We start from the raw sequence: 15310 nt of genomic DNA, 5'->3' as shown, positions 1-15310 counted from the left end.
GCATATAATGCAGAAGGGTCGCTTCGATATCCGTAGATGTCCGGCTTCAGGCCTTCTCGCCGATCCGGCTCTCCTTGCCGGTCTGCAAGCGCTTGATGTTCTCGCGGTGCGCGTAGAACAGGAGCAGCGTCAGCAGTGCCGTCAGCGCCGACAAGGCGAGATGCCCGAACCACCACAGGAACATCGGCGTGACGAACGCCGCCACCAGCGCGGAGAGCGAGGAGTAGCGGGTGGTGAAGGCGGTCGCCAGCCAGATCAGGCAGAACACGACGGCGCCGGGCCAGAACAGGCCGATCAGGATGCCGATATAAACGGCCACGCCCTTGCCGCCCCGGAACTTGAGCCAGACCGGGAACAGATGGCCGAGGAACGCGCCGAGCCCGGCGACCATGGCGGCATTGGGTCCTGCGATGTAGCCGGCGATCACCACGGCCACGGTGCCCTTGAGCGCGTCGAACAGCAGGGTGCCTGCGGCAAGGCTCTTGCGTCCCGTGCGCAGCACGTTGGTGGCGCCGATGCTGCCGGAGCCGATCGAACGAATATCCTGGGTGCCGGCGAGCCGGGTCAGGACCAGCCCGAACGGGATCGAGCCGAGGAGGTAGCCGATGACGAAGGCCACCGGCAAAAATGCTTCAAGCCCCATGGCGGCAGCTCCAAAGGCCCAACTTCCGAGCCGAACGATTGCACAGGTCAGACATGCTCGTAAACCGTGCGTCCGCCGACAATGGTGCGCACCACGCGGCCTGTAAAGCGGGCCTCGTCGAACGGAGTATTCTTGCAGGGCGATTTAAGGTCGGCGGGATCGACCACCCAGGGCACGTCGGGATCGATCACGATGACGTCGGCCGGGCTGCCTGCGCGCAGGGTTCCGCCGGGCAGGCCGAGCAGTTCGGCCGGCCGGGTCGACATCGCGCGGATCAGCGTCTTCAGTTCCATCTCGCCATTATGCACGAGGCGGAGGCCGGCGGGCAGCATGGTCTCGAGTCCAACGGCGCCGGGAGCGGCTTCGGCGAACGGCAGGCGCTTGACCTCGACGTCCTGCGGATTGTGGTCGGACATGATGACGTCGAGGAGGCCGGAGGCGATTGCGGCCACCAGCGCGCGGCGGTCGTCCTCGGTCCGTAACGGCGGCGACAGTTTCAGGAACGAACGGTAGGGGCCGATGTCGTTCTCGTTCAGCGCAAGATGGTTGATCGAGACCGAGGCGCTGACGGCGAGCCCGGCGTCGCGCGCGCGCTGGAGGATCTCGAGCGAGTCGATGCAGGTCAGCGAGGCCGCGTGATAGCGGCCGCCGGTCAAGGCCACGAGGCGCATGTCGCGTTCGAGGATCACGGCCTCGGCGGCATTCGGGATGCCCATCAGGCCGAGCCGCGATGCGAACTCGCCCTCGTTCATCACGCCTTCGCCGACGAGATCGGGGTCCTCGGTGTAGTGGACGATCAGCGCGTCGAAATCGCGGGCGTAGGTCAGCGCGCGGCGCATCACCTGCGCATTGGTCACGCTTCTGACGCCATCGCTGAAGGCGACGGCGCCCGCGGCCTTGAGCAGACCGAACTCGGTCATCTCATCGCCGTGCATGCCCTTTGTGAGCGCCGCCATCGGCTGGATGTTGACGATCGCGGTGTCGCGGGCGCGGCGCATCACGAAGTCGACGGTCGCCGAATTATCGATCACCGGAGAGGTGTCGGGCTGGCAGATGATGGTGGTGATGCCGCCGGTCGCGGCCGCCTGGCTCGCGGTGGCAAAGGTCTCGCGATGGCTGAAGCCGGGCTCGCCGACGAAGGCGCGCATGTCGATCAGGCCGGGCGCGACGATCTTGCCGGAGCAGTTGACGATGTCGGTGCCTTCGGGGACGCCGGCCGCGCCGATGCCGCGGCGGGTCTCGCGGATGGCGCCGTCGGCGATCAGGACGTCGCCGACACCGTCGAAATCCCGGGAGGGATCGACGACGCGGGCGTTGGCGAGCAGGATGGGGCGGCGATCGGTCAACATCGGCATCACGCGTTCGGCAGGTTACGGGCGAGCGCTTCCAGCACGGCCATGCGCACGGCCACCCCCATCTCCACCTGTTCGCGGATCAGGGACTGCGCGCCGTCGGCCACAATCGAGTCGATCTCCACGCCGCGGTTCATGGGGCCCGGATGCATCACGAGTGCGTCCGGCTTGGCGTAGGCGAGCTTCTTCTGGTCGAGCCCGAAATAGTTGAAGTACTCGCTGGAGGACGGCACGAAGGAGCCGTTCATGCGCTCGCGCTGCAGCCGCAGCATCATGACGATGTCGGCGCCGTTGAGCCCCTCGCGCATGTCGCGTGCGACCTCGACGCCCATCCGCTCGATGCCCGGCGGCAGCAACGTGGTGGGGCCGACCACGCGGACGCGGGCGCCCATCGTGTTGAGCAGGATGATGTTCGAGCGGGCGACGCGCGAATGCAGCACATCGCCGCAGATCGCGACCACGAGCCCCTCGATCCGGCCCTTGTTGCGGCGGATGGTGAGCGCGTCGAGCAGGGCCTGGGTCGGATGCTCATGGGCGCCGTCGCCGGCATTGATCACGGAACCGTCAACCTTGCGCGCCAGCAGTTCCACCGCGCCGGAGGCGTGATGGCGCATCACCAGGATATCCGGGTGCATCGCGTTCAGCGTCATGGCGGTGTCGATCAGCGTCTCGCCCTTCTTCATGGACGAGGAGGAGACCGACATGTTCATGACGTCCGCGCCGAGCCGCTTTCCCGCGAGCTCGAACGAGGATTGGGTCCGGGTGGAGGCCTCGAAGAAGAGGTTCACCTGCGTCCGTCCCCGCAGGACGGTGCGCTTCTTGTCAACCTGGCGGTTGAGCTCGACATATTCTTCGGACAGGTCGAGGAGGCCGGTGATGTCGGCCGCGGAAAGGCCCTCGATGCCCAGCAAATGCCGGTGGCCGAGGACGAAGGTCGATTTCGATGTCATTAAAACGAGAGCTATAGGCGCGGATGGATGGGGGGGCAAGGGCCAAAGCCGGGGCGGTGAGTTATCCCCTGATCTGTCGGTCCCGACGCTGCGGCGTGGCCTCGACGTCATGCCCGGGCTTGTCCCGGGCATCCACGTTCTTCTATCGCATTTGACGCAAAAGAACGTGGATGGCCGGGATAAACCCGGCCATGACGATGTGGGGGCATTTCGTGAAAACAATCCTGACTGTGCTCTTGGCTGCAGCAACAATCAGCGCGGCCCACGCCCAATCGCTCCCCGGCGGCTTCGTCTATCTGCGCGAGATCGATCCCGACATCATCCAGGACATCCGCTACGCCACCTCGAACAATTTCGTCGGCCGGCCGCTCGCCGGCTACAACGCCGGCGAGTGCGTGGTGAAGCGCGAAGTCGGGCTGCGGCTCAAGGCGGTGCAGCAGGAGCTGGCGGCGCAAGACCTCTCGCTCAAGATGTTCGACTGCTACCGGCCGGCGCGGGCCTCGCTCGACATGGTCAAGTGGTCGCAGAACGGTCACGAGAGCGCCGCCGAGCGGCGCTACAATCCAAAAATCCCCAAGACCGAGCTGTTCCGCCTCGGCTACATCGCGAGCCGCTCGCAGCATTCGACGGGCGCCGCGCTCGATCTCACTTTGGTCGATCTGAAGGCCGACAACTCCGCCAAATACGACCCATCAAGAGCCTATGCGGATTGCACCGCGCCGGTCGAAGCGCGCGCGCCGGAAGGCAGCGTCGACATGGGCACCGGCTACGACTGTACCGATGCGAAGGGCCATACCGCGGCACCGGCGATCACGTCCGAGCAGCGCATCTGGCGCAGGCGGCTGGTCGCTGCGATGGGCAGGCAAGGCTTTGTGAACTATTCGAAGGAGTGGTGGCATTTTTCCCTGCCGGGGGCCGGCGGGGCGGCCTATGATTTCCCGATCCAGCCGCGCCGGAACTGATTCCGCGCCGAGGAAGCGCCATGACCCAGCCGAGCTTCGCGACCCACGAGGTCTTCAACCAGTCGCCGCCGTTCGAGGATGTCGACCTGTTCGCCGCGGATCGGCCGCTGGTCGATGCGGTGAAGGCCAATGGCGGTGCGGCGGCGGAACGCGAGCTGTCTGAGTTTGGGAAGCAGTGGGGCTCGGCCGCGATGGCCGATCGCGGGCGTGTCGCGAACGAGAATACGCCGAAGCTGCGCACCTTCGACGCAAAAGGCAACCGCCGCGACCAGGTCGAGTTTCACCCGGCCTATCACGAGCTGATGGCGCACAGCGCCCATGCCGGCGTGCACAATTCGACGTGGACCGCGGAGGGCAAACCTGCGGGCGATGCCGCCGAAGTCATTCGTGCGGCAAAATTCTACATGGCCGCGCAAGTCGAGACCGGCCACCTCTGTCCGATCACGATGACGCGCGCCTCCGTCGGTGCGCTGGCGATGCAGCCGGATTTGCTCGGCAAGGTGATGCCGGTGCTGTCGACCCGGAGCTACGACCCGAGCTTTGCGCCGTGGTGGCAGAAGCGCGGCATGACGCTCGGCATGGGCATGACCGAGAAGCAGGGCGGCACCGACGTGCGTGCCAACATGACGCGCGCGGTGCGCGAGGGCGAGGCCTACCGCATCACCGGCCACAAATGGTTCATGTCGGCGCCGATGTGCGATGCCTTCCTGGTGCTGGCGCAGGCGGACAGCGGGCTGACCTGTTTCTTCATGCCGCGCTTCGCGCCGGATGGTTCGATGAATGCGATCCAGTTCCAGCGGTTGAAGGACAAGCTCGGCAATCGCTCCAATGCCTCGTCCGAGGTCGAGTTCGTCGGTGCCTATGCGGAGCGGGTCGGCGAGGAAGGCAAGGGCATCCGCACCATCATCCAGATGGTGCAGCTGACGCGGCAGGATTGCGCGATCGCCTCCGTCGGCCTGATGCGCTCGGGGCTTGCGCATGCGCTGCATCACGCCCGACACCGCAGCGTGTTCCAGAAACATCTCGCCGATCAGCCGCTGATGCAGGCCGTGCTGTCGGACATGGCGCTGCATGTCGAGGCGAGCACGGCCCTGGTCATGCGGCTCTGCCGCGCCTTCGACCGCACGCCGCACGATGCGGCGGAGGCCGCCTATATGCGGCTCTTGACGCCCGCGATCAAATACTGGACCTGCAAGAGTGCGCCGCCGTTCCTCTATGAGGCCATGGAATGCCTCGGCGGCAACGGCTATGTCGAGGACGGCATTCTGGCGCGGCACTACCGGGAGTCGCCGGTCAACGCGATCTGGGAGGGCTCGGGCAATGTGATGTGCCTCGACGTGCTCCGCGCGCTCTCGCGCGAGCCGGAGCCGGCGACGGCTGTGCTGCAATCGCTTGCGGCCGAGACGAAGGGCTTGCCTGGGGCAGGAGACGCGGCCGCGTTCATCGGCAAGACTTTCCGCCGCGCCGATGGCGAGCGCTTCGCGCGTCTCGCCGTTGAGAAACTGGCGCTGCTGGCCGCTGCTGCGGCATTGAACGGCGTGTCGCCGCGTAATGCCGAACTGTTCGCGAGCACGCGCCTTGCGGCCAATCACGCCAGCATGTACGGCGCCGTCGAGCTGGAGAGCGGCGAGGCCCGCGCGCTGCTGGAGCGGGCGCTGCCGTGAGTCTTCCCAACGAAAGCCTTCTGATGGACTCCCTCAATCCCGACCATCCGCCGCTGACTATGACGCCAGCGCCGCCGCGCGTCTGGATGTTCTGGGGCACCGCGTTGTGGGGCCTCTTTATCTTCGCCGCGATGTTCGTCGGGCAGATCGGCGCCGTCGTCCTGCTGGTGGCACAGCGTGGTCTTCCCATGGACTTCGCCTCGCTCCAGGCGGTCGGCCACGATCCGCAGGCGCTCGCGCTGTCGGTCATCATGGGCCTGCCGGCGACGCTTTTGGCGGTGTGGCTCGCCATTGCCATCAAGAAAGCCTCCTTCGTCGACTATCTCGCGCTGCATTGGCCGTCCTGGAAGCAGCTCCTGTTCGGTGCGGTCGGCCTCATCCTGCTGGTGCTGGTCTGGGAGACGATGTCGCGCGCGCTCGGCCGCGAGGCGACGCCGGGCTTCATGACCGATCTCTTGAAATCGGGCCGCGACAAGGGCGCGGCGTTGTTGCTGCTATTCGCCTTCAGCGTGGCTGCGCCGATGTCGGAAGAGATCCTGGCACGCGGCTTCCTCTATCGCGGCTGGTCGGCGAGCTTCTTGCGCGTGCCGGGCGCGATCCTGCTGTCGTCGCTGGTCTGGACCATCGTGCACCTGCAATACGACATGTACTTCCTCGCCGAAGTCTTCACCATCGGCCTGTGGTTCGGCTATATGCGCTATCGCGCGAATTCGCTCTGGCTCACCATCGTGCTGCACGCGCTGAACAATCTGACCGCGGTGGTGCTGACGATGTGGCTGGGGAGCTAAGCCGCCAGCGCGATCGCGATCGGCATCGTGATGGCCGCCAGAATCGTCTGCAGCGTGATGATCTGCGCCAGCAGCGGCGCGTCGCCGCCCATCTGGCGCGCCATCACATAGGCGCTGGACGAGGTCGGCACCGCCGCGCAGATCGCCACGATCGCGCGGCTGTCGCCTGACAGGCCGAACCAGGCGGCCAGCGCCAGCGCCAGCGCAGGCATCAGTGCGAGCTTGAAGACGACGCCGATGGCCGCGGCCATGCTTGGACGCAAGAGGCCTTCGAGATGCAGGCCCGCGCCGGTGACGAGCAGGCCGATCGCGAGCGAGGAGCGGCTGAGCGCGTCCGCCACGTCGTGCCAGAGTTTTGGCAACGGCAGGTGGGTGACATTGACGAAGAGCCCGATCGCGCAGGCCCAGATCAGCGGATTGCGGATCACCGTCATGACGATCGTGCCTGCGGACTGCTTCTCGGGCGCGGCGTAATGGGCGAGCACCACGACGCTCAACACGTTGACGAGGGGAATGATCGCGACCATCGCCACGGAGGCGAGCGCCAGCCCGACATCGCCGAACATGTTGGCGGCGACCGACAGCCCGACGAAGGTCTGCCAGCGCGTCGCGCCCTGGAAGATCGAGGTGAAGGCGGGGCCGTCGATATCGAGCCGCGCCAGGGCAGGGCGGAGTGCGAGGCAGAGCAGCGACATCGCCAGTGCCGACAGCAGCAGCGCACCGCCGACGCCGGCGACCGGCACCTTGGAGAGGTCGGCCTTCACCAGTGTCTGGATCAGCAGCATCGGAAACAGCACGAAATAGGTCAGTCGCTCCAGCCCGTGCCATTGCGTGTCGATCCGCATCAGGCTGCGCTTCAGCACGATTCCGAGCACGATGAGGATGAAGACCGGCAGCAGCGCCGCGATCACGACGGCCATCGGTCAGGCGGTCCCTGGACGCAGATTGGCGAGGCGGTCGAGCGCGCCCTGCAGGATGAAGATCGCGGCGTGCTCGTCGATCACCTCGGCGCGCTTGGCGCGGCTGACGTCCATGCCGATCAGCTCGCGTTCGACGGCCGCGGTCGAGAGGCGCTCGTCCCACAGGCCGATGGGGAGGGCGGTCAGGCCGGCGAGATTGCGGGCGAAGGCGCGGGTGGATTGAGCGCGCGGACCCTCGCTGCCGTCCATGTTGATGGGCAGGCCGAGCACGAAGCCGACCACCCTGCGCTCGGCCGCGATCGCGAGCAGCCGGGCGGCGTCCTGCTTGAACTGCTTGCGCTGGATCGTCTCGACGCCGGTCGCAAGCCGCCGGTCCGGATCGGACACCGCAACGCCGATGGTCTTGGTGCCGAGGTCGAGCCCGACCAGCGCGCCGCGGGCGGGCCAGTGGGTTGCAGCATCGATGAGGGGCAGGATAAGAGCCGGCATGCGTAGCGCATATCATGCGTCGCGCCGCGGAGTGAACCCGGAACAATGGACGCGCTGACATTATTCGGCCTGTTCGCCGTCACGGCGATGCTGGTCACTTACGCCCTGGAAGATCGCAGCCATTGGTTCGTGCTGCTGTTCGCCGCGTCCTGCGCGCTCGGATCGGCCTACGGCTTTCTCCAGGGCGCCTGGCCGTTCGGCCTGGTCGAAGCGATCTGGGCCGTCGTGGCGCTGCGGCGGTGGCAGCTGAAGCCGTAGATGATCCAGCGGCAGCAAGCAGCGCGCGAAATCGTGATGCGCGGGCGCTTCGATCAAATGTGGGAAATCTCACACTGGTGACATTGCAGACCATGGCATGATGCCGGTGGTTGCGTGGCACGAGATGTACAGGTCTAAAGTAGTGTGGGGCGGAGCCCCCGATTTCCAGAACGATCGGCAGCGATCGGCCATCCGGCCCGCGCTGCAACTTCGCGCAGATTTTTTCAGGCGCTCACCAGGTCCAATATTCGCCAGTCATTTGAGAGGTCACCGATGCTCATCAAGCCAAGCCTGATCGCGGGCTCAGAAAGGCGATTCAAGCAAGCCGAGTTCTCACCCGAAGCCTTGAACCGGAAACTGGGCGACGGTCCGATCGAGATGACGGTCGAGAAGATGCGCGTGCGCCAGCGCCAGCTGCTGGCCGAGACGCAGGACGTGGAGAAGGCCGAGATCGGTCTGGAGCGCATCATCCAGGGCAATGATCTCGACAGCATCAACTATCTCGCCAAGGGGACTGCGGCCTCGCGCTCGGTCTGCCGCATTCAGCTCAGGGATCTCAAGTCGAACCTGCTCGGCTACGGCTCGGGCTTTCTGATCGGGCCGGGCCTGCTGCTGACAAACCATCATGTCTTCGGCAAGCCGGCCGACGCCGCCAATTCGATCGCCGATTTCAACTACGAGCTCGACGTCTCCGGACAAGAGCGTGTGCCTGTGCGGTTCGGTTTCGAGCCGGGCAAGTTCTTCTACACCAATGACAGGCTGGATTTCTCGGTCGTCGCGGTGGCGCCGACCTCGCTGTCGGGCCACGAGGAGCTCGAGGATTGGGGATGGTTGCCGCTCAGCGGCGCGCCCGGCAAGGCAGACCCCGGCGAGTACCTCACCATCGTCCAGCACCCCAGCGGGCAGATGAAGCAGGTCTGCGTCCGCGAGAACAAGCTGCTCAAATATGTCGGCGACTTCCTCTGGTACAACACCGATACGACGGCGGGATCGTCGGGCTCGCCGGCGTTCAACCGCTTCTGGCAGGTGGTCGCGCTGCACCACAGTGGCGTTCCCCGGAAGGATGCGCAGGGCCGCACCCTGACCAAGGACGGCAAGGTGTGGAAGCCGTCAATGGACGAAACCCTGATCGACTGGATCGCCAATGAAGGCATCCGGATCAGCGCGATCGTCGCCGATCTCAAGGTCGCCGTTGGCTCTCATCCCTTGATCAAGCCGGTGCTGGACGAGGAGGAGCCGCCGATCCGGCTCGAGGTCGAGAAGGCCCGCGCGCCGGTCGCCGCGCCTGCGTTCAGCGCCAATGTCTGGGTCGAGCAGTCGCTCGACGGCACCTCGCTGGTGGTCCCTATCCGCGTGCCGCTGCCGATGTTCAGGAAGGAGATTCCGTTCGCGCCGCTGGCACCCGTGCCGGGCCCGGCTGGGGGCAACGGAGGGGCGCAGAACGGCGGAATGCAGAACGGCGGTATGCCGAACGGTGGCAAGCCGTTGATCGCTCCGCCGGCCGCCCTCCTGCCTCGCATCAGTGCGAACGGCCTGCCCATGGAGGCCGTGCATATCGATCAGAGCACGCTGAAATCGCGTCCCGGATACAAGGCGAATTTCCTCGGCACCGGTAAATTCTCGGTGGCCCTGCCGAAAATTCCGGCCGCGCTCAAGTCCAGAATCGCGACGCTCAAGGGAAGCTCCAGGCAGTCCGAGCTGAAATATTTCAACTACAGCGTCGTCATGAACAAGGAGCGCCGGCTCGCCTTCTTCAGCTGTGTCAATATCGACGGCGGGCAGCAACAAGACGTCGGCAAGCGCGAAGGCGATTCCTGGCTGCGCGATCCGCGCATCGACGACGATGCCCAGATCGGCGACGAATTCTACCGCAAGCAGGCGACGTTCGAGGCGGACCGCAGCAGGAATCCGTTCGATCGCGGTCATCTCGTGCGCCGCCTCGATGCGACCTGGGGCGACACCGTCGCCGCGGCCAAGCAGCATGGCGACGATTCCTTCCACTTCACCAATTGCTCGCCGCAATTCTTCTCGTTCAACCAGGGTAAGCAGCTCTGGGCGGGCCTGGAAGATTACACGCGCGATGTCCTGCTCGAAGGCGAGGAGAAGGGCATCGTCATGAACGGTCCGGTGTTCGACGGGCCGGATGCCGATGGATCCGATCTGCCCAATCCGGCCGGGCGGCCGCACAAGGATCCGAGCTTCGGCGGCGTTCAGATCCCGAAGTATTTCTGGAAGATCCTGATCCGGCGCAACGAGGATGACGACGCGCTCAAGGCGGCGGCCTTCCTGATGAGCCAGCGAAAGCTGGTCATGGAGATCGATCGCATCCAGGAGGCGGATCTGCGCGAAAAGATGTCGGAGGAGGATGTCAGTGTCTTCCAGGTCTCGATCGCGGACCTCGCGAAATTGACCAAGCTCGATTTCGGCAATCTCACTGATGCGGATTCGCACGAGGCGACCTCGGTCGGCCCGCGGCGGATCGAGTCCTATGAGGACATTCGACTCTGATGAGCGCTTCGGTTCGCGAGGCAGCGAAACCGAGGCGACGTTCGGGTGAGGGCAGCGGTGCGCTCTATCGAGGCATTGCAAGTCCTCACCCGGTTCTTTCGCCAGACGCGCGTCCGACGTCAGCGGATCGCGATCGGGTTGATCATTGCCTGTACGCCGCCGGTCCAGCGCGGCTGGCCCAGCACGAACAGGAATTCATAGCCCTTGTCGCGCGCGAGCGCCGCAGTGTCCATGTTCTCGAGGATATAGGTCCCATTCATCGCAAGCAGGATCTGGTGCACCTCGAACACGTTCTTGGATTCGAACGGCAGCACCTCGAGGGCCCAGGTATCGGCACCCACTGCGACGACGCCCTTGCCGGTCAAATACTTCGCGCCTTCGACGCCGAGGCCGGGCTCACCGGCGGAATAGCGCTTGTCGTCCTTGCCGATCAGGCTGAGCCAGCCGGTGTGGAAGATGACGACGTCGCCCTGGCGGATCTCGACGTTCTGCTGCTTGGCGGCTTCCTCGATCTCCTTGACGTTGAAGGCGGTTCCTTCCTTCACCACGTCGGTCTTGAAATAGGCGGCCATATCGAGCAGTACGCCGCGCGTGACCATCGGCGGCACCTTTTCGATGCCGAGCTTCTTCAATCCGTTCGGATCGGCGAAGTCGGCGAGCTTGTTGCCGTTGTAATAGACGTGCTCGACGCCGAGATGACCGAGCCCGTCGAGCTGGCTGCCGATGCCGACCCAGGTGTCGAGGATGTCGTCGTTATAGGTCGCCTTGTTGGGCCCGAGGCCTGGAATGCCGGCCTGTCCGGGCTGCACGATGGTGAGCTTGAAGGCGCGCGGCGGATAGGCCGGCGTCTGCGGCGTGACGGGAATGCCGAGTGCGTAGGTCTTGCCGGTCTTCACCAGCGATGCTGCCTTCAGCACGAGTTCGGGCGTCATGTAGTTGGCGGCGCCGATCTCGTCGTTCGGCCCCCATTTCGATTTCGTCCAGTCCTGAGCGCTTGCAGTTCCTGACATCGCCGACAACGCGGCGACGCAGCACAACACGAACGTATTGCGCATCGATAGTCCTCCCGATGTTTTGGCTTCGTTATGGTAATTTGCGCTGGCAGTGCCGCATCCTAACGTCAAAGGCGTCTGCGCTTCAAAATATTTCAGCGCGCGGTGCTGCGGCCGCCGAACGCAGCGCGACGTCGACGGATTCAAGTACGGCAGATTTGTGACGTTGAATTTCGTGCGATGGAACGTCTCACCGCGTCAGGCCGCGATGACGTCCTCATCGGACTTCAGGCAAGCGGCAAATCCGCTCAGCGCGCTGGATTGATGTCCGGCGCGGCGCTGGATGAAGAGTGTCTCGACGCGCGCGTGCGAGGTGCTCAGCGTGTGCATCGAGACGCTGCCGTTCATTGCGCTGCGCTCGACGACGGCACGCGGCAGCAACGACACGCCCATGTCGGCGGCGACGCAGCCGATCATGCCGTCAAGCGTGCCGAGCTCGAAGCGCGTGGCTGAGGGCCAGCCGAACTCGACGAACACCTGCTCGAGCCGCTGGCGGTAGGTGCAGCCGGTGCGAAACACCAGTGCCGTCGGGCCGGACTCCGGCGTGCCGGCGCGCAGCTCGGCGAGGGAGGTCCAGCGCCGCGCGCTGACCAGCACCAGCTCCTCGCGGAAGGCGCTCGTCGCAGTGAGGTCGTCGTGCGCGATCGGACCTGCGACGAAGGCACCATCGAGCGCGCCTTCGAGCACGCTCGCGACGAGGTCGGCTGTCGGCGCGGTACGCAAGGACAGGCGCACCGCGGGAAAGCGGCGATGGAAGTCGGCGAGCAGCGGCGGCAGCCGCACCGCCGCCGTGGTCTCCATCGAACCGATCGCGAGCGGTCCCTTCGGCTCGCCGTCGTCGCGCGCGGCAAGCACGGCCTCGCGCGACAGCGCGGCCATCCGCTGAGCATAGGGCAGGAGGCGCTTGCCGGCGCCGGTCAGCGTCATGCCGCGGCTATGGCGTTCGAACAGCTGCGTGCCGATCTCCGCCTCCAGCGCTTTCACGCGCTGGGTGACGTTGGATTGCACGGTGTTCAGCTCTTCCGCGGCACGGGTGATGCCGCCGCTGCGGGCGACGGCCGCAAAGGTCTGGAGATCGCTGAGTTCCATCGTACCGTTTCGCGTTTGAGATGGTAGCGTTCGCAACAATTCAATTTTCGAGAATGCTAATCGCACTTACTCTCGCTGTCCAGATCGGGGAAGGACCATGCCCATTGCGACACCGCTGACCACGCTGCTTGAGATCAGCCATCCCGTCCTGCTGGCACCGATGGATGTCATCGCGGGCAGCCGTCTGGTCGCGGCCGTGAGCGGCGCCGGCGGGTTTGGCATTCTGGGCGGCGGCTATGGCGAGAGGACGTGGCTGGAGCGGGAGACCGCGAAGCTCGCTTCGCTGTCCGCGCCGTTCGGGATCGGCTTCATTACATGGAGCCTCGCCAAGCGGCCCGAGCTTCTCGACATCGCGCTCGGCGCAAGACCATCCGCGATCATGCTATCGTTCGGAGATCCTGCGCCGTTCGCGAACAAGATCAAGTCGGCCGGGGCGCGTCTGATTTGCCAGGTACAGGACGAGGCGATGGCGCGGCAGGCGCTCGAAGCCGGCGCCGATATCCTGATCGCGCAGGGGACGGAGGCGGGCGGTCACGGCGCCTCCCGCTCCACGGTCGATCTCGTGCCCGCAATCGTAGATCTTGCCGCGGGCGTGCCGGTGGTTGCGGCCGGCGGCATCGCCGATGGGCGTGGGCTTGCTGCGATGATGATGCTGGGCGCGAGTGGCGTGCTGCTTGGCACGCGCTTCTATGCGAGTGAGGAGGCCGACGGTGCAGAGGAGGCCAAGCGGCGCATCTGCGCGGCAAGCAGCGGCTCGACTGTGCGCGGCATCATCTTCGATCTCTCCCGCAACAATGTCTGGCCGGCGCCGTTTACCGGGCGATGTCTGGTCAATGATCATGCCCGGCGCTGGAGTGGTCGCGAAGTCGAGTTGATGCAGAATGTCGCTGGGGTCGCGGCGGATTATGCCGCGGCCAAGGCAGCCGGCAATTTCGACGTCGCCGCCGTGATCGCAGGCGAGGCGGTCGGCCTGATCCATGATATTCCACCGGCAGCCGAGATCGTCGAGCGGATTGCGATTGAGGCCGGGCAGCTTCTTGCCGGGCGGCGGAACTCGGTAGTCGCGGGGTAGGATTCTTCACCCTCCCCCTCCAGGGGAGGGTAAGAGAAACGAGAGAGAACAACGATGTGGCCTGACCGTCGACTGATCGACCTATTCAAGACCGAATTTCCGATCGTGCTGGCGCCGATGGCGGGTGTGATGGATGCGGAGCTGGTGATCGCCGTGGCAGAGGGCGGTGGGCTCGGCTCGTTGCCGAGCGCGATGCTGTCGCCGGAGAAGGCGCGCGAGCAGGTCAACATCATCCGCCAGCGCGTGAAGGCGCCGGTGAACATGAACTTCTTCTGCCACACGCCGGTTGACCTTTCGACAGAGGCTGAAGCGCGCTGGAAGCAGCGGCTCACAGGCTATTACATCGAGCATGGTCTCGATCCCGCGGCGCCGGTCGCTGCGGCGAACCGCGCGCCGTTCGATGCCGCCTTCTGCGAGGTCGTCGAGGAACTGAAGCCCGAGATCGTTAGCTTCCATTTCGGTCTCCCGGAGCAGGCGCTGCTCAAGCGCGTCAAGGCCGCTGGCTGCCTCGTCATCTCGTCGGCGACGACGGTGAAGGAGGCGGTCTGGCTCGAACAGCGCGGCGTCGATGCCGTCATTGCGCAAGGCGCCGAGGCCGGCGGCCATCGCGGCATGTTCCTGACCGACAAGATCTCCGAGCAGCCCGGCACGTTCGCGCTGGTGCCGCAGGTCGCCGATGCCGTGAAGGTGCCGGTGATCGCGGCCGGTGGCATCGCGGACGGGCGCGGCATCGCCGCCGCCTTCGCGCTCGGTGCCTCGGGCGTGCAGATCGGCAGCGCCTATCTGCGCTGTCCGGAGTCCAAGGTCAGCGCCGGCGGCCGCAAGGCGCTGGCTGAAGCGCGGGACGATTCCACCGTGATCACCAATGTCATGACCGGCCGGCCGGCGCGCGGCGTCCAGAACCGCCTGATGCGCGAGGCTGGCCCGATCTCGCCGGACGCCCCGCCGTTTCCTCATGCCGCGACCGCGCTGGGACCATTGAAGACGGCTGCGGAAAAGCAGGGCAGGGTGGATTTCACCAATCTCTGGGCCGGACAGGCTGTGGCGCTGGGCCGCGAGGTCCCTGCGGCCGAATTGACCCGGAATTTTGCCAAATCGGCGCTGGCCCGGATGAAAGCGCTGGCCAGCTAAGCGCTTTAGGTTCTTGTTTGCGCATGATCTTTTCGGAAAACCGCTTCACACTTTTCCGGATCATGCGCTAGCGCCGGTTGCGGCGCAAAACCGGCCTCTGCTATACGGCACATAGGTTTTGCCGTGAGAGGCCTTATATAATGTCCGTCGACGCCGCTACCGTCCGCCGCATCGCGCATCTGGCGCGCATCGCGGTTTCCGAGGGCGAGGTTCCGCATCTGCAGGGCGAGCTCAACGCCATGCTCGCCTTTGTCGAGCAGCTCTCGGAGGTCAATGTCGAGGGCGTGGAGCCGATGACCTCGGTCACCCCGATGCAGATGAAGAAGCGGCAGGACGTGGTCGATGACGGCGAGATCGCCGACGATATCGTTGCCAACGCGCCCGCGACCGAAGGTCACTTCTTCCTGGTGCCCAAGGTCGTTGAATAAACAG

General features: G+C 65.4%; 15 protein-coding genes. 8 read left to right on the top strand and 7 right to left on the bottom strand.

From position 1 onward, the window contains the following. Positions 1-46: 46 nt before the first annotated feature. The 3 genes from plsY to BM190_RS18945 are packed head-to-tail and all read right to left on the bottom strand — an operon-like array spanning position 47 to position 2945. Complete coding sequence (gene plsY / locus BM190_RS18955; RefSeq protein WP_092257610.1) at positions 47-643, bottom strand: glycerol-3-phosphate 1-O-acyltransferase PlsY; 597 nt, start codon at positions 641-643, stop codon at positions 47-49. Positions 644-690: 47 nt separating this feature from the next. Next, on the bottom strand, positions 691-1992 hold the full coding sequence (locus tag BM190_RS18950; RefSeq protein WP_026202486.1) for a dihydroorotase: 1302 nt from the start codon (positions 1990-1992) through the stop codon (positions 691-693). 5 nt (positions 1993-1997) lie between these two features. Beyond that, the gene (locus tag BM190_RS18945) at positions 1998-2945 is read right to left on the bottom strand and encodes an aspartate carbamoyltransferase catalytic subunit (protein ID WP_018321103.1); all 948 of its coding nucleotides are present in this window, start codon (positions 2943-2945) and stop codon (positions 1998-2000) included. A gap of 197 nt (positions 2946-3142) precedes the next feature. On the opposite strand from BM190_RS18945, the gene BM190_RS18940 reads away from it, so the two are divergent. From BM190_RS18940 to BM190_RS18930, 3 genes are read left to right on the top strand one after another with little or no spacing between them, the layout of a single operon-like run. Beyond that, on the top strand, positions 3143-3907 hold the full coding sequence (locus BM190_RS18940; protein ID WP_092257792.1) for a M15 family metallopeptidase: 765 nt from the start codon (positions 3143-3145) through the stop codon (positions 3905-3907). Between the two features lie 20 nt (positions 3908-3927). Next, positions 3928-5571 (top strand): isovaleryl-CoA dehydrogenase, encoded by a 1644-nt coding sequence (locus BM190_RS18935; protein WP_092257607.1) that lies wholly within the window; start codon positions 3928-3930, stop codon positions 5569-5571. A 23-nt stretch (positions 5572-5594) separates the two neighbouring features. Continuing rightward, positions 5595-6359: a CPBP family intramembrane glutamic endopeptidase gene (locus tag BM190_RS18930; RefSeq protein WP_092257604.1), complete on the top strand. Its 765-nt coding sequence runs from the start codon at positions 5595-5597 to the stop codon at positions 6357-6359. Here BM190_RS18930 and BM190_RS18925 read toward each other — a convergent pair. After that, entirely contained in the window at positions 6356-7279 is a 924-nt protein-coding gene (locus BM190_RS18925; protein WP_092257601.1) for an AEC family transporter, read from the bottom strand. The genes BM190_RS18930 and BM190_RS18925 overlap by 4 nt on opposite strands. A gap of 3 nt (positions 7280-7282) precedes the next feature. Then, positions 7283-7768 (bottom strand): Holliday junction resolvase RuvX, encoded by a 486-nt coding sequence (gene ruvX / locus BM190_RS18920; protein ID WP_018321099.1) that lies wholly within the window; start codon positions 7766-7768, stop codon positions 7283-7285. 45 nt (positions 7769-7813) lie between these two features. Here ruvX and BM190_RS18915 point away from each other — a divergent pair, with 45 nt between their 5' ends. Further along, positions 7814-8026: a hypothetical protein gene (locus tag BM190_RS18915; RefSeq protein ID WP_091967017.1), complete on the top strand. Its 213-nt coding sequence runs from the start codon at positions 7814-7816 to the stop codon at positions 8024-8026. Between the two features lie 273 nt (positions 8027-8299). Continuing rightward, positions 8300-10534 (top strand): DNA/RNA non-specific endonuclease, encoded by a 2235-nt coding sequence (locus BM190_RS18910; RefSeq protein ID WP_092257598.1) that lies wholly within the window; start codon positions 8300-8302, stop codon positions 10532-10534. A gap of 119 nt (positions 10535-10653) precedes the next feature. On the opposite strand, the gene BM190_RS18905 is transcribed toward BM190_RS18910, so the two are convergent. Next, entirely contained in the window at positions 10654-11589 is a 936-nt protein-coding gene (locus tag BM190_RS18905; RefSeq protein WP_092257595.1) for a cyclase family protein, read from the bottom strand. A gap of 195 nt (positions 11590-11784) precedes the next feature. Continuing rightward, the gene (locus BM190_RS18900; RefSeq protein WP_092257592.1) at positions 11785-12675 is read right to left on the bottom strand and encodes a LysR family transcriptional regulator; all 891 of its coding nucleotides are present in this window, start codon (positions 12673-12675) and stop codon (positions 11785-11787) included. Positions 12676-12772: 97 nt separating this feature from the next. Between BM190_RS18900 and BM190_RS18895 the strand changes: the two genes are divergently transcribed. From BM190_RS18895 to gatC, 3 genes are all read left to right on the top strand, one after another. Further along, positions 12773-13747, top strand: a complete 975-nt coding sequence (locus BM190_RS18895; RefSeq protein ID WP_092257590.1) for an NAD(P)H-dependent flavin oxidoreductase — start codon at positions 12773-12775, stop codon at positions 13745-13747. Between the two features lie 54 nt (positions 13748-13801). Then, positions 13802-14878 carry an NAD(P)H-dependent flavin oxidoreductase gene (locus BM190_RS18890; protein WP_092257586.1) on the top strand — a complete coding sequence of 359 codons (1077 nt, stop codon included), beginning with the start codon at positions 13802-13804 and terminating at the stop codon, positions 14876-14878. 140 nt (positions 14879-15018) lie between these two features. Next, the gene (gatC, locus tag BM190_RS18885; protein WP_028143922.1) at positions 15019-15306 is read left to right on the top strand and encodes an Asp-tRNA(Asn)/Glu-tRNA(Gln) amidotransferase subunit GatC; all 288 of its coding nucleotides are present in this window, start codon (positions 15019-15021) and stop codon (positions 15304-15306) included. Positions 15307-15310: the final 4 nt, after the last annotated feature.

This window comes from Bradyrhizobium sp. Rc3b, from assembly GCF_900114915.1.
Classification (GTDB): domain Bacteria; phylum Pseudomonadota; class Alphaproteobacteria; order Rhizobiales; family Xanthobacteraceae; genus Bradyrhizobium.
This window is presented reverse-complemented; position numbering and strand designations above follow the sequence as displayed.

Bases quoted from the DNA above. Each gene is read 5' to 3' on its own strand.
- BM190_RS18950 (WP_026202486.1), bottom strand. From the start codon at position 1,992: ATGTTGACCGATCGCCGCCCCATCCTGCTCGCCAACGCCCGCGTCGTC.
- BM190_RS18935 (WP_092257607.1), top strand. From the start codon at position 3,928: ATGACCCAGCCGAGCTTCGCGACCCACGAGGTCTTCAACCAGTCGCCG.
- BM190_RS18905 (WP_092257595.1), bottom strand. From the start codon at position 11,589: ATGCGCAATACGTTCGTGTTGTGCTGCGTCGCCGCGTTGTCGGCGATG.
- BM190_RS18925 (WP_092257601.1), bottom strand. From the start codon at position 7,279: ATGGCCGTCGTGATCGCGGCGCTGCTGCCGGTCTTCATCCTCATCGTG.
- BM190_RS18895 (WP_092257590.1), top strand. From the start codon at position 12,773: ATGCCCATTGCGACACCGCTGACCACGCTGCTTGAGATCAGCCATCCC.
- BM190_RS18940 (WP_092257792.1), top strand. From the start codon at position 3,143: ATGTGGGGGCATTTCGTGAAAACAATCCTGACTGTGCTCTTGGCTGCA.
- ruvX (WP_018321099.1), bottom strand. From the start codon at position 7,768: ATGCCGGCTCTTATCCTGCCCCTCATCGATGCTGCAACCCACTGGCCC.
- BM190_RS18910 (WP_092257598.1), top strand. From the start codon at position 8,300: ATGCTCATCAAGCCAAGCCTGATCGCGGGCTCAGAAAGGCGATTCAAG.
- BM190_RS18900 (WP_092257592.1), bottom strand. From the start codon at position 12,675: ATGGAACTCAGCGATCTCCAGACCTTTGCGGCCGTCGCCCGCAGCGGC.
- plsY (WP_092257610.1), bottom strand. From the start codon at position 643: ATGGGGCTTGAAGCATTTTTGCCGGTGGCCTTCGTCATCGGCTACCTC.
- BM190_RS18890 (WP_092257586.1), top strand. From the start codon at position 13,802: ATGTGGCCTGACCGTCGACTGATCGACCTATTCAAGACCGAATTTCCG.
- gatC (WP_028143922.1), top strand. From the start codon at position 15,019: ATGTCCGTCGACGCCGCTACCGTCCGCCGCATCGCGCATCTGGCGCGC.
- BM190_RS18945 (WP_018321103.1), bottom strand. From the start codon at position 2,945: ATGACATCGAAATCGACCTTCGTCCTCGGCCACCGGCATTTGCTGGGC.
- BM190_RS18915 (WP_091967017.1), top strand. From the start codon at position 7,814: ATGGACGCGCTGACATTATTCGGCCTGTTCGCCGTCACGGCGATGCTG.
- BM190_RS18930 (WP_092257604.1), top strand. From the start codon at position 5,595: ATGGACTCCCTCAATCCCGACCATCCGCCGCTGACTATGACGCCAGCG.